At 71.5% G+C, this 13,130-nt stretch carries 7 protein-coding genes and 3 pseudogenes; 3 read left to right on the top strand and 7 right to left on the bottom strand.

The window, feature by feature from the left end:
* Nucleotides 1-69 precede the first annotated feature (69 nt).
* The 5 genes and pseudogenes from glgB to F3L20_RS21400 form a co-directional block, all read right to left on the bottom strand.
* A complete protein-coding gene (gene glgB, locus F3L20_RS21420; RefSeq protein ID WP_150155745.1) occupies nucleotides 70-2,295 on the bottom strand; it encodes a 1,4-alpha-glucan branching enzyme in 2,226 nt (741 codons plus the stop codon).
* A gap of 3 nt (nucleotides 2,296-2,298) precedes the next feature.
* On the bottom strand, nucleotides 2,299-3,657 hold the full coding sequence (locus tag F3L20_RS21415) for a maltokinase N-terminal cap-like domain-containing protein (protein WP_150155744.1): 1,359 nt from the start codon (nucleotides 3,655-3,657) through the stop codon (nucleotides 2,299-2,301).
* A 28-nt stretch (nucleotides 3,658-3,685) separates the two neighbouring features.
* Nucleotides 3,686-5,403, bottom strand: a pseudogene (gene treS / locus F3L20_RS21410) (maltose alpha-D-glucosyltransferase).
* Nucleotides 5,400-7,364: pseudogene (locus F3L20_RS21405) on the bottom strand (alpha-1,4-glucan--maltose-1-phosphate maltosyltransferase); the annotation flags it as partial. The pseudogenes F3L20_RS21405 and treS, both read right to left, overlap by 4 nt.
* 101 nt (nucleotides 7,365-7,465) lie before the next feature.
* A pseudogene (locus tag F3L20_RS21400) lies at nucleotides 7,466-7,767 on the bottom strand (DUF5133 domain-containing protein).
* Nucleotides 7,768-8,128: 361 nt separating this feature from the next.
* On the opposite strand from F3L20_RS21400, the gene F3L20_RS21395 reads away from it, so the two are divergent.
* Together F3L20_RS21395 and glgX are read left to right on the top strand one after the other, a co-directional pair.
* Nucleotides 8,129-8,641: a pep a2 gene (locus F3L20_RS21395; protein ID WP_150155743.1), complete on the top strand. Its 513-nt coding sequence runs from the start codon at nucleotides 8,129-8,131 to the stop codon at nucleotides 8,639-8,641.
* A complete protein-coding gene (glgX, locus tag F3L20_RS21390) occupies nucleotides 8,638-10,782 on the top strand; it encodes a glycogen debranching protein GlgX (protein ID WP_150155742.1) in 2,145 nt (714 codons plus the stop codon). Before F3L20_RS21395 ends, glgX begins: the two co-directional genes overlap by 4 nt.
* A gap of 39 nt (nucleotides 10,783-10,821) precedes the next feature.
* On the opposite strand, the gene F3L20_RS21385 is transcribed toward glgX, so the two are convergent.
* Nucleotides 10,822-11,625, bottom strand: coding sequence for a VOC family protein (locus tag F3L20_RS21385; RefSeq protein ID WP_150155741.1), 804 nt, complete (start codon nucleotides 11,623-11,625; stop codon nucleotides 10,822-10,824).
* Between the two features lie 244 nt (nucleotides 11,626-11,869).
* On the opposite strand from F3L20_RS21385, the gene F3L20_RS21380 reads away from it, so the two are divergent.
* Nucleotides 11,870-12,196 (top strand): ANTAR domain-containing protein, encoded by a 327-nt coding sequence (locus F3L20_RS21380; RefSeq protein ID WP_150155740.1) that lies wholly within the window; start codon nucleotides 11,870-11,872, stop codon nucleotides 12,194-12,196.
* 87 nt (nucleotides 12,197-12,283) lie between these two features.
* Here the strand turns inward: F3L20_RS21380 and F3L20_RS21375 are convergent, their stop codons facing one another.
* Nucleotides 12,284-13,075: an RNA polymerase sigma factor SigF gene (locus tag F3L20_RS21375; protein ID WP_145828468.1), complete on the bottom strand. Its 792-nt coding sequence runs from the start codon at nucleotides 13,073-13,075 to the stop codon at nucleotides 12,284-12,286.
* Between the last annotated feature and the right edge of the window lie 55 nt (nucleotides 13,076-13,130).

Raw genomic sequence — 13,130 nt, 5'->3', positions numbered from 1 at the left:
CATGCCCCGCGCGGGCCGCGGAACACCTGGGACGTCACCGGGGCGCCACCGGGCGCGGACGCGGGGGCGTCACAGCGGGGCGGGTGCCAGCCACACCGTCGCGAGCGGGGGAAGGGTGAGCCGGACCTGCCCGTCCTCGGGCTTGACCGGGTCCGGGTTGCCCACGCCCGAGCCGCCGTAGCGGGCGGCGTCGGTGTTGAGGACCTCCTCCCAGGCGATCACGTCGTCGCCCACCCCGAGCAGGTAGTCGTCCCGGACCACGGGGGAGAAGTTCGACACCGCGAGCAGCGGCCGGCCCTCGGCGTCGTACCGCAGGAACGCGAAGACGTTGTCGTCGGCGGAGTCCACCGCGACCCAGCGGAAGCCGGACGGGTCGGTGTCGCGCTGCCACAGCGCGGGACGGTCCCGGTAGTGCGAGTTGAGGTCCCGGACCAGGTCCTGCACCCCGCGGTGGTCACCCGCCGAGTGGTATCCCTCGTCCAGCAGCCACCACTCCGGGCCCGCCTTCTCCGACCATTCCGCTCCCTGCGCGAACTCCTGCCCCATGAACAGCAGTTGCTTGCCGGGATGCGCCCACATGTAGCCGAGATAGGCGCGGACGTTCGCCCGCCGCTGCCACCAGTCGCCGGGCATCTTCGACACCAGCGCCTGCTTGCCGTGCACCACCTCGTCGTGGGAGATCGGCAGCACGTAGTTCTCGCTGTAGGCGTACACCATCGCGAACGTCATCTCGTGGTGGTGGTACTTGCGGTGCACCGGCTCGTGGGCGACGTACTCCAGCGAGTCGTGCATCCAGCCCATGTTCCACTTCAGCCCGAACCCGAGGCCGCCGGTGTCGGTGGGCCGGGTCACCCCGCCCCACGCCGTGGACTCCTCCGCGATGGTCACCACGCCGGGGCAGCGCCGGTACACGGTGGCGTTCATCTCCTGGAGGAACGCCATCGCGGCCAGGTCCTCACGGCCGCCGTAGGCGTTGGGCTCCCAGCCGCCGTCCTCGCGCGAGTAGTCGAGGTAGAGCATCGAGGCGACCGCGTCGACCCGCAGCCCGTCGATGTGGAACTCCTGGCACCAGTACACGGCGTTCGCGACCAGGAAGTTGCGCACCTCGGTGCGGGCGTAGTCGAAGGTGTACGTCCCCCAGTCGGGATGCTCCGCGCGCCGCGAGTCACCGGGCTCGTAGAGCGGCTCCCCGTCGAAGCGGGCCAGCGCCCAGTCGTCGCGCGGGAAGTGCGCGGGCACCCAGTCCATGATCACGCCGATGCCGGCCCGGTGCAGCGCGTCGACCAGGTACTTGAAGTCGTCGGGGGTGCCGAGCCGGGCGGTCGGCGCGTAGAAGCCGGTGACCTGGTAGCCCCAGGACGGCCCGTACGGGTGCTCGGCGACCGGCATCAGCTCCACGTGCGTGAAACCCATGTCCTTCACGTACGCCGGCAGCACCTCGGCGAGTTCGCGGTACGTCAGCCCCGGCCGCCACGACGGCAGGTGCAGTTCGTACACCGAGAACGGCGCCTCGTGCACGGGCGTGTCCCCGCGCCGGGCGAGCCACTCGTCGTCGCCCCACCGGTGGTGCGAGGCGGTGACCACCGACGCGGTGTTCGGCGGCGCCTCCGTACGGCGGGCCATCGGGTCCGCCTTGAGGAACCGGTGGCCGTGGCGCGAGTGGATCTCGAACTTGTAGCGGGTGCCCTCGCCGACGCCCGGCAGGAACAGCTCCCACACGCCGGACGAGCCCAGCGAGCGCATGGGGAACGCCGTGCCGTCCCAGTACGTGAAGTCCGCGGCGACCCGCACCCCGAGCGCGTTGGGCGCCCACACGGTGAACCGGGTCCCGGTCACGCCCTGGTGGTTCATGGGGTGCGCGCCGAGCGCCGTCCACAGCTCCTCGTGCCGGCCCTCGCTGATCAGGTGCAGGTCGAAGTCGCCGAGCGCGGGCAGGAACCGGTACGGGTCGTGCGTCTCCTGCGGCGCGTCGTCACCGTAGGCCACCGCCAGCGTGTACGCCGGGACCGCGTCCAGCGGCAGCACGCCGGAGAACAGGCCCTCGCCCTCCGACACCAGCGGCGTGGCCTCGCCGTCGACGACCACGCTCACCTCGCGGGCGAAGGGGCGCAGCGCCCGGAAGGCGATGCCGCCGGGCACGGGGTGGGCGCCCAGCAGCGCGTGCGGGTCGTGGTGGGCCCCCGCCAGCAGGCGGCCCCGGTCGTGCGGGTCGAGGGCGGGGGCGGTCGTTCCGGGCGCGGGGGCGGACGGGGCGGGCCCGCCCGATCCGGGCAGCGGGGTCTCGTGCAGGGCCACGGCTCAGTCTCCTCTCACGGCGAGGCGCTCGATCGCCGCCATCGGTACGGGCAGCCAGTCGGGTCGGTGCCGGGCCTCGTACAGCACCTCGTACACGGCCCGGTCCGTCTCGTAGGCGCGGAGCAGGCCGTGCTTCTTGCGCGGGTCCCAGCCGGCGCGGGCCGCGTAGCCCGCGCAGTAGGCCTCGCGGCAGCGCCGCGCCCACTCCGGACGCCAGGGGCGGCGCTGGCGGGCGGCGTAGTCGAAGGAGCGCAGCATCCCCGCGATGTCCCGCACGGGGGAGTGGGCGCTGCGCCGTTCGGAGAGCGGCCGGGACGGCTCGCCCTCGAAGTCGATGACGAACCACTCGCGTCCCGCCCGCAGCACCTGGCCGAGGTGCAGGTCGCCGTGGATGCGCTGGGCGGGCGGCCCGGCGTCGCAGGTGGTGAGCGCGGCGAAGGCGCCGCGCAGCCCCGGCACGTACGGCTGGAGTGCGGGGACGGCGTGCGCGGCGGCGGTCAGCCGCTCGGTCATCGCCGCCGCCGTGTGACCGTTCTCCCCGGGCGCCCCGACCGGGAACGCCGAGGAGAGCGCCAGATGCACGTCCGCCGTCGCGCGGCCGAGGGCGTGCGCCTGCGCGGTGAAGTCGTCCCCGGCGGCGAGCGCGTCGAGGGCCAGCGTCCAGCCGTCGGCGGCGTTGCGCAGATACGGCTGGAGCACGCCGAGCGTCGCCTTGAACGGATGCGTGGTGCGCAGCCACGCCACCGGCGCGGGCACCCGGTGGCAGCCCTGCCGGGCCAGCGCCCCGGGCACCTCCAGGTCCGGGTTGACGCCGGGCTGGATGCGCCGGAAGACCTTCAGGATGTACTCGTCGCCGTACACCAGCGAGGAGTTGGACTGCTCGGCGTTCAGCACCCGCGGCACCAGACCGGCCGGCACCTGCTGGGCCGGGTCGCCCTCGAAGTGCAGCGGGCCCGCCGTACCCGGCCGGCGCAGCCGCTCCAGCAGCAGCTGTGCGGCGCGCGGGTCCTGGAGGGCGTCGTAGACCGTCAGGCCGGCCAGCCGCCCGTCCCGCACGGTGCCGATGAGCGCCTTGCCCAGACGCGGCGAGGGACGCTCCCGCACCCCGAGCAGGAGCTGGTAGCAGTCACCGGCGGGCGTGGTGCCCCCGGGGGCGGGCACACCGCCGTGCGCCGCGTGCACCAGTACGTGCAGACAGCCCGGGAACAGCTCGGTCATGGACAGCACACCGAGATCGGTGACGGGGCGGTCCTTGCCCGCGAACCAGCGCTGCAGCGGCAGCCACTCGCGCAGCAGCCCGGCGAGCGAATCCATTGACTCGGCGGGCGCGCTCCGCGGGCGCAGGAATGCGGTCTTCGTCATGGTGACGCCTCCTCTCGCCGGCACACGCTCACAGTCGTCGGCCGATGCGGGATGCGACTCGGGTGAGCCGGAACCAGTAGAAGCCGTGGCCCCCGAGGGTCAGCAGGTACGGCAGTTCGCCGATGGCCGGGAAGCGCACCCCGCCGAACAGCTCCACCGGGTGCCGTCCGTCGAACTCACGCAGGTCGAGCTCGGTGGGCTGGGAGAAGCGGGAGAAGTTGTTGACGCAGAGGACGAGGTCGTCCTCGTATTCGCGGAGGAAGGCGAGGACGGCGGGGTTGGAGGAGGGCAGTTCGGTGTAGGAGCCGAGGCCGAACGCCTTGTTCTGCTTGCGGATCTCGATCATGCGCCGGGTCCAGTGCAGCAACGACGACGGTGAGGCCATGGAGGCTTCGACGTTGGTGACCTGGTAGCCGTAGACCGGGTCCATGATCGTGGGCAGGTAGAGGCGGCCGGGGTCGGAGGAGGAGAAGCCGGCGTTGCGGTCCGGGGTCCACTGCATGGGGGTGCGGACGGCGTCGCGGTCGCCGAGCCAGATGTTGTCGCCCATGCCGATCTCGTCGCCGTAGTAGATGATCGGCGAGCCGGGCAGGGACAGCAGCAGGGCGGTGAAGAGTTCGATCTGGTTGCGGTCGTTGTCGAGGAGCGGGGCGAGGCGGCGGCGGATGCCGATGTTGGCGCGCATGCGGGGGTCTTTCGCGTACTCGGCCCACATGTAGTCGCGTTCCTCGTCGGTGACCATCTCCAGGGTCAGCTCGTCGTGGTTGCGCAGGAAGATGCCCCACTGGCAGTTCGACGGGATGGCGGGGGTCTTGGCGAGGATCTCGGAGACGGGGTAGCGGGACTCGCGGCGGACGGCCATGAAGATGCGGGCATGACGGGGAAGTGGAAGGCCATGTGGCATTCGTCGCCGCCGGCGGCGTAGTCGCCGAAGTAGTCGACCACGTCCTCGGGCCACTGGTTGGCCTCGGCGAGGAGGACCGTGTCCGGGTACTGGGTGTCGATCTCCTTGCGGACCCGCTTGAGGAACGCGTGCGTCGCCGGGAGGTTCTCGCAGTTCGTCCCCTCCTCCGCGTAGAGATAGGGGACCGCGTCCAGGCGGAACCCGTCGATGCCCAGGTCGAGCCAGAAGCGCAGGGCAGCCAGGATCTCCTCCTGCACCCGCGGGTTCTCGTAGTTCAGGTCCGGCTGGTGCGAGAAGAACCGGTGGAAGTAGTACTGCTTCCGCAGCGGGTCGTACGTCCAGTTCGACGCCTCGGTGTCGACGAAGATGATCCGCGCGTCCGCGTAGCCCTGGTCGTCGTCGGCCCAGACGTAGAAGTCGCCGTAGGGGCCGTCCGGGTCCTTCCGGGACTCCTGGAACCACGGGTGCTCGTCGCTGGTGTGGTTCATGACGAAGTCGATGATCACGCGCATGCCCCGCTGGTGCGCCGCGTCCGCGAACTCGACGAAGTCGGCGAGGTCACCGAACTCCGGCAGGACGGCGGTGTAGTCGGCGACGTCGTAACCGCCGTCGCGCAGCGGCGACTTGAAGAAGGGCGGCAGCCACAGGCAGTCGACGCCCAGCCACTGCAGGTAGTCCAGCTTGGCGGTCAGGCCTTTCAGGTCACCGACGCCGTCGCCGTTGCTGTCCTGGAAGGAGCGGACGAGGACCTCGTAGAAGACGGCGCGTTTGAACCACTCCGGGTCCCGGTCCCTGACCGGTGTGTCCTCGAACGTGTCCGGCACTGGCTCGTTCACGGTCATGGCGTTCCTGGCCCTCCGTTTCGCTGTGCGGCGGGCGGTCGCTGAACGTGCAGGACATGCGCGGGAGCCCGCCCCGGCTCCAGCCGCACGTAATTGGTGCTGCCCCAGCGGTAGGTCTCGCCGGTGAGCTCGTCGCGCACCGGCACCGACTCGTGCCACTCCAGGCCGAGTTGCGGCATGTCCAACGAGACCGTGGCCTCCTGGACGTGACGGGGGTCGAGGTTGACCACCACGAGCACGACGTCGGAACCGCTGCGCTTGCTGTACGCCATGACGGAGTCGTTGTCGGTCCGGTGGAAACGGAGATTGCGCAGCCGGTGGAGCGCGGGGTGTTCCCGGCGGAGGGTGTTGAGCCGGGTGAGGAGGGGGGCAATGGTGCGGCCCTCGCGGGCGGCCGCGTCCCAGTCGCGGGGTTTGAGCTGGTACTTCTCGCTGTCGAGGTATTCCTCGCTGCCCTCGCGCAGCGGGGTGTTCTCACACAGTTCGTAGCCGCTGTAGACGCCCCAGGCGGGGAGAGGGTGGCCGCGAGGACGGCGCGGACCTCGAAGGCGGGCCGGCCGCCGTGCTGGAGGTAGGCGTGCAGGATGTCGGGGGTGTTGGCGAAGAAGTTGGGCCGCATGTAGGAGGCGGCGTCCCCCGACAGTTCGGTCAGGTACTCCGTCAGTTCCTGCTTGGTGGTGCGCCAGGTGAAGTACGTGTACGACTGCTGGAAGCCGATCTGGGCCAGGGTGTGCATCATCGCCGGGCGGGTGAAGGCCTCCGCCAGGAAGATGACGTCGGGGTCGGTGCGGTTGATCTCCCCGATCACCCGCTCCCAGAACACCACCGGCTTGGTGTGCGGGTTGTCCACCCGGAAGATCCGCACGCCCGCGTCCATCCAGTGCCGCAGCACCCGGCAGGTCTCGGCGACCAGCCCGTCCATGTCGGCGTCGAAGGCGACGGGGTAGATGTCCTGGTACTTCTTCGGCGGGTTCTCGGCGTAGGCGATGGAGCCGTCGGGGCGGTGGTGGAACCACTCGGGTGCTTGTGCACCCAGGGGTGGTCGGGGGAGCACTGCAGCGCGAAGTCCAGGGCGACCTCCATGCCGAGGTCGCGGGCGCGGGTGACGAAGCGGGTGAAGTCCTCCAGCTTGCCCAGCCGCGGGTGCACGGCGTCGTGGCCGCCCTCGGGGGAGCCGATCGCCCAGGGCACACCGACGTCGTCGGGGCCGGCGTCGAGGCTGTTGTTGGGGCCCTTGCGGAACGTCGTGCCGATCGGGTGGATCGGCGGGAGGTAGACGACGTCGAAGCCCATCGCGGCGATCGCGGGCAGCCGGCGGGCGGCCGTCTCGAAGGTGCCGTGCGGCTGCTCGGGGGTGCCTTCGGAGCGGGGGAAGAACTCGTACCAGGAGCCGAAGAGGGCGCGTTCGCGTTCGACGAGCAGGGGGAGCGGGTCGCTGCTGGTGACCAGCTCGCGCAGCGGGTGCCGGGCCAGCACCGCCGCCACCTCCGGCGTCAACGCCGCCGCAAGACGTGTGGCACAGGGCAGGGAGTCGTCGCGCAGCGTCGCGGCCGCGGCGAGGACCACGTCCTGCCCGGCGTCGCGCGGCACCCGGCCGCCGCGCGCCGGAAGAGGTCCGCGCCCTCCTCCAGGACCAGCCCGGTGTCGATGCCGGCCGGGACCTTGACGGTGGCGACGCTCCGCCAGGTCGCCACGGGATCGCCCCAGGCCTCGACACGGTAGGTCCACTGGCCCGGTGCGTCCGCCACCACCTCCGCGCCCCACCGGTCCGAGCCGGAAGCCAGCTCCCGCATCGGCGTGAACGGACCCGGACGCCCCTCCGGATCCTTCAGCACCACGTTGGCCGCCACCGCGTCGTGCCCCTCCCGGAACACGGTCGCCGTCACCTCGAACGCCTCGCCGACTACGGCCTTCGCCGGGCGTCTGCCGCAGTCGACGGACGGCCGGACGTCCCGTACCGGACACGACCGATGGTCGGGTCGTCTTCATGTGCCTGTGCACCTCCGCCGCTCGCGATACCCGGGCCGGCGCCCGGGCGTGGGACCACTGGGAGGCGGGAAGGTCATTGCCTTCCCGCCGGGGAGCGCCGCTCGACGGCCGGCGGACCGCGCCGGACCGTGGCGGCCGGACGGGGCCTGTCGTTCAGTTCCTGCAGATAGGTGACGGCAGTGGTGCGCAGGTACCGTTCCGCGGCGTCGGCCGCCTCCCGCGCGCAGCGCTTGCCCATCAGCACGCACAGGGTGTAGCCGGAGTCCTCGAAGGTCGCCCGCACCGTGTGGTCGGTGGGGCGGCCAGCATCACGCGTTCCCAGGCCCGGTAGCGACGCAACTGCCGGGCAACTTCGGCTTTTGCGGGTAGCAGCATGCGCCGTTCACCTTTCCCGGGGCTCGATGGGTGCGCGTTGTCCCGACGGTCGGGCGGAGCCGTGCGCACCGCTGCACGGTCCCGTAACGGCGATCGAGGTCTTCACACATGGTGCACGGACGGTGACCCAACGTCTTGTTGGACTTTCAACCACCGTGCCGGAGGCTCCGTGCCTGGTCGGCGGCCCGTCGCCCGCTCAGATGTCGCCCCACGTGACTCACCCGTGCGCTCGTGTTGCACGAATGGACCAACCCCCTCAGTCTGAAGGTGACTCAGAAGCGATACCCGCTCACGTTCCGTGTTCGGGGTCCCGTCCGCCGGACGGGAGGAGCGCGAGCTTCGCGGTGAGGAGCCCACGACGATGAAGACCGCAGTGCCCTGCTACTACCACCTCGATGTGGAAGTCAGCCCCGAGAGGGTGGGACAGGTCAGCCGGATACTGGCCGCCCACCTCCGGTTCTGGGACCTGGAGAACCTGGTGGAGCCCGTCTGCGGCGGTGCCGTGATGCTGCTCCACGCCATCGACGAGCACGCCACCGACAAGAACACGTCCATCGAGATGTGGTGGAACGGCCAGCACCTCATCACGGCCATCGGCGACAACGACCGGGCCCTGCGTCCCGACCAGGAGCTGCGCGGCTGCCTGGAACACCTCGCGGCCAGCAGCGACGGCTGGGGCTGCTGCGCCACCGAGACCGGCAGCAAGGTCATCTGGTTCTCCCAGCGGGCCCGCGCCGGCGAACGCGTGCCCCTCGTCCCCACCGCGCCCGACCCGCGCGAGAGTGAGGGCCTCGATCTGCCCCGCGAGGTGAGCGTCACCACGGTCACCGCACGGGTGCGAACGCCGGGCGGCCTCCTGGAGGAGGTCCGGTGACCCGGCGGAACAACCGGAAAGGGGCGCCCGCCTGGAGCGGGCGCCCCTACCCGCTGGGTGCGTCCTACGACGGTGAGGGCACCAACTTCGCGCTGTTCAGCGAGGTCGCCGAACGCGTCGACCTGGTCCTGGTGGACGACGACGGCCGGCACCGCACCGTGCGGCTCACCGAGGTCGACGGCTTCGTCTGGCACGGCTACCTGCCCGGCGTCGGCCCCGGCCAGCGCTACGGCTACCGGGTGCACGGCCCCTGGGCCCCCTCGGCCGGCCACCGCTGCAACCCGGCGAAGCTGCTCCTCGACCCCTACGCCACCGCCGTCGACGGCCAGATCGACAACCACCCCTCGCTGTACGAGCGGAACCCGCACGGACCCGACCAGGCGGACAGCGCGGGCCACACCATGCTCGGCGTGGTGACCGACCCCGCCTTCGACTGGGGCGACGACGCGCGGCCCGGCCGCCCGTACTCCGACACCGTGATCTACGAGACCCACGTCAAGGGCCTGACCCGCACCCACCCCGACGTCCCGCCGGAACTCCGCGGCACCTACGCCGGGTTGGCGCACCCCTCGGTGGTGGAACACCTCACCTCGCTCGGCGTCACCGCGGTGGAGCTGATGCCGGTGCACCAGTTCGTCCAGGACGGCGTGCTCCAGGGCCGCGGCCTGGCCAACTACTGGGGCTACAACACCATCGGCTTCTTCGCCCCGCACAACGCCTACGCCGCCCGCGGCACACGCGGGCAGCAGGTCACGGAGTTCAAGGAGATGGTGAAGGCGCTGCACGCGGCCGGGCTCGAGGTGATCCTGGACGTCGTCTACAACCACACCGCCGAGGGCAACGAGAAGGGCCCCACCCTCTCCTTCCGGGGCATCGACAACTCCTCGTACTACCGCCTGGTGGACGGCGACTGGCGGCACTACTACGACACCACCGGCACCGGCAACAGCCTGCTGATGCGCCACCCCTACGTACTCCAGCTGATCATGGACTCGCTGCGCTACTGGGTCACCGAGATGCACGTCGACGGGTTCCGCTTCGACCTCGCGGCCACCCTGGCACGGCAGTTCCACGAGGTGGACCGGCTGTCGGCGTTCTTCGACCTGATCCAGCAGGACCCCGTGATCAGCCGCGTCAAGCTCATCGCGGAGCCCTGGGACGTCGGCGAAGGCGGCTACCAGGTCGGCAACTTCCCCCCGCTGTGGTCGGAGTGGAACGGCATGTACCGGGACGCCGTACGGGACTTCTGGCGCGGCGAGGACCACACCCTCGGCGAGTTCGCCTCCCGGCTGACCGGCTCCTCCGACCTGTACGCCCACCACCGGCGCCGGCCCCGCGCCAGCGTCAACTTCGTCACCGCGCACGACGGTTTCACCCTGTGCGACCTGGTCTCGTACAACGACAAGCACAACGAGGCCAACGGTGAGGACAACCAGGACGGGGAGAACGACAACCGCTCCTGGAACTGCGGCGCCGAGGGCCCGAGCCGCGACCCGGCGGTACGCGAGCTGCGCGCCCGCCAGCAGCGCAACTTCCTCTCGACGCTGCTGCTCTCGCAGGGCATTCCGATGCTCTCGCACGGTGACGAACTGGGCCGCACCCAGGGCGGCAACAACAACGCCTACTGCCAGGACAACGAGGTCAGCTGGATCGACTGGCGCCTCGGCGACGACCAGCGCGCGCTGCTGGACTTCACACGCCGGCTGATCTCCCTGCGCCGGGACCACCCGGTGCTGCGCCGGCGCCGGTTCTTCCGGGGCGAGACCCCGCGGAACGCGGACCAGCCACTGCCCGACCTGGTGTGGCTGGCACCCGACGCGCGGGAGATGACCGACGACGACTGGCTGCGCTCCGACGCCCACTCGGTCGGCGTGTTCCTCAACGGCGACGCCATCGCCGAACCGGACCCGCGCGGCCGGCCCGTCATCGACGACTCGTTCCTGCTGCTGCTCAACAGCCACTGGGAGCCGGTCGGATTCCGGGTGCCGGACGCCTCCTACGGCGAACGGTGGACGGCGCTGATCGACACCGCGGACCCCGACGGCATCCCCGACGAGGCGGAACGCAAGGCGGGCACGAGGCTGACGGTCGACGCCCGGAGTCTCGTGCTGCTGTCCCGTCCGTCCCGGCGCGTGCGGTAGGCGGCGGGCGCGCGGTGAGCCGCGGGCCCCGGGGAGGCGTCAGTGCTCGCGGCGCGAGGTGACCGTGAACCGGGCACCGTCGTTGTCGCTCAGCACCGCCTCCTCGGGGCCCAGGGCGAGCACCGCGCCGCCCCGCTCCTCGGCGGCGCGGGCGCAGGCGGCGACGTCCGTCACGGTGAAGTGGACCTGCCAGTGCGGCCGGATCCGCGGATCGGGGGCCGACCCCAGCGCCCCCGACTCGATGCGCGCCACCACGTCGCCCTGGCTGCGCAGCACCACTTCCTCGCCCTCGTAGTGCACCTCGCAGCCGCCCGGGCCGCCGGACGCCCAGTCGAAGACCTCGCCGTAGAAGATCGCCGCGTCGAAGGCGTCCCGGGTGTGCAGCCGGATGAACGCCAGCTGTGCCCGGCGCCAGGTGGGCCAGTCGCTGAACAGCGCGCCCTCCCACACCCCGAACGTCGCCCCGTCCCGGTCGGCGAGCAGCGCGGCACGGCCCGGCGGCAGCGAGATGGGGCCCACGGCCGCGGTCCCGCCGCGCTCCTGCACCCGCCCGGCGGCCTCGTCGGCGCTGCGCACCGCGAAGTACGGCGTCCAGGCCACCGCCATCTGCCACATGCCGGCGACGGCGGCGATCCCCGCCACCGGCCGGCCGTTCGCCAGCGCGACGCGGAACTGGTCGCCCAGCCGCATGGGGCGCCACTCCCAGCCGAGCACGGCGCTGTAGAAGTCCTCGGTGCTCTGCAGGTCGCGGCTGGTCAGACTCACCCAGCAGGGGGCGCCGTAGACGGCGTCCGTCGAGACGACGTCCGTCGTGCCGGCGGGGGAGGGCATGTCGTGGTTCATAGCAGTCGCGTCCTGATCTCGTCGGCCCGGCAGCCACCCGGATGGCACCAGTGTCGACGGGACACCGGCCCGGGCGCCTGCCGAGTACCCCGGCGGCGGCACCGAAACGGTGACCCCGGCCACCCGCGGGCCACCCCGGTGGCACGGGGCGGTCCGAGTGGCGACCATGGAGGGATCGGACACTGGGTGAAGGCACCTAAGCACTAAGCGAAGGCGCCACGAGAGCGGCACACCGGAACCGGAGGTGACCATGCCCACGGACGGGGGCGCGGACCGGATCCTCCAGCTGGAGGAAGAAGTCCAGCAGCTGAAGGACGCGGTCGTCTCGCACGCGGTGGTGGACCAGGCCATCGGAATGATCGTCGCGCTCGGGCGGGTCTCGCCCGACCAGGGCTGGACCGTGCTGAAGGAGGTGTCCCAGCGGACCAACATCAAGCTGCGCTGCATCGCCGACATGATCCTCGTCTGGGGGCGGACCGGAGTGTTGCCGGCGGAGGTCCGCACGGTGCTCGAGGAGGTCCTGGACCGTCTGGGCCCCACCCGTCTCCCGGACACCCCACCGGACCCCTGACCGCCCCCGGCCCCCCCGATGGGGCGCCTCCCGGTTCGCCGGGTGGGGCGGACCGGGGCCCGTCCTGGCCGGAGTTCCCGGGGCGGGTCAGTTCGGGTCGGTGGAGAGTTCTTCGCGGACGTGGGCGAAGCAGCTGCTCAGGAGGCGGGAGACGTGCATCTGGGAGATGCCGAGCTGGTCGGCGATCCCGCTCTGCGTCATCCCCCTGAAGAAGCGCAGGTAGAGGATGAGCCGTTCGCGCTCGGGCAGCGCCTCCAAACAGGGCCGTACCGCCACCCGGTCCACGACGGCGTCGTACGCCGGGTCCGGGCCGCCGATCGAGTCGCCGAGGGCGTACCCGTCGGTGCCCGGCATCTCCGCCTCCAGAGAGAGGGCGGAGAAACACTCCAGCGCCTCCATACCCGTGCGCACCTCGTCCTCCGTCAGCCGGGCGTGCGCGGCGATCTCGGCGACCGTGGGCGCCCGGCCCGGCGTCGTCTGCGCCAGCTCCTTCGCCGCACCGCGCACCCGGTTGCGCAGGTCCTGCACCCTGCGCGGCACGTGCAGCGTCCACATGTGGTCGCGGAAGTGGCGCTTGATCTCCCCCGTGACGGTCGGCACCGCGTATGCCTCGAAGGCGTTCCCGCGCGCCGGGTCGTAGTGGTCGACGGCCTTCACCAGACCGAGGGCCGCCACCTGGTACAGATCCTCCAGAGCCTCTCCTCGGCCCCGGAACCGCACGGCGATCCGCTCGGCCATGGGGAGCCAGGCCGTGACCAGCTCGTCGCGCAGCCTCCGTCGCTCCGGCCCGTCGGGCAGACCGGCCAGACGCACGAAGTCCCGGGTCGTCTCGGGCGCGTCGTCGTGGGAGTGGGGCTTCCTGGGACTGACGGTACGCATCACGCGCACCTCCCTGAGCGGGGTGCCGGATGGACAGTACCCGTGGGAAGCGGCC

It is taken from the genome of Streptomyces tendae (assembly GCF_008632955.1).
In the GTDB taxonomy this organism is placed as follows: domain Bacteria; phylum Actinomycetota; class Actinomycetes; order Streptomycetales; family Streptomycetaceae; genus Streptomyces.
The sequence above is the reverse complement of the archived record's forward strand: the minus strand, read 5'-3'. Positions and strand labels throughout refer to the sequence as shown.

Coding starts and splice junctions, on each gene's coding strand:
- F3L20_RS21415 (WP_150155744.1), bottom strand. CDS start 3,657: ATGACGAAGACCGCATTCCTGCGCCCGCGGAGCGCGCCCGCCGAGTCA.
- F3L20_RS21395 (WP_150155743.1), top strand. CDS start 8,129: ATGAAGACCGCAGTGCCCTGCTACTACCACCTCGATGTGGAAGTCAGC.
- F3L20_RS21385 (WP_150155741.1), bottom strand. CDS start 11,625: ATGAACCACGACATGCCCTCCCCCGCCGGCACGACGGACGTCGTCTCG.
- F3L20_RS21375 (WP_145828468.1), bottom strand. CDS start 13,075: ATGCGTACCGTCAGTCCCAGGAAGCCCCACTCCCACGACGACGCGCCC.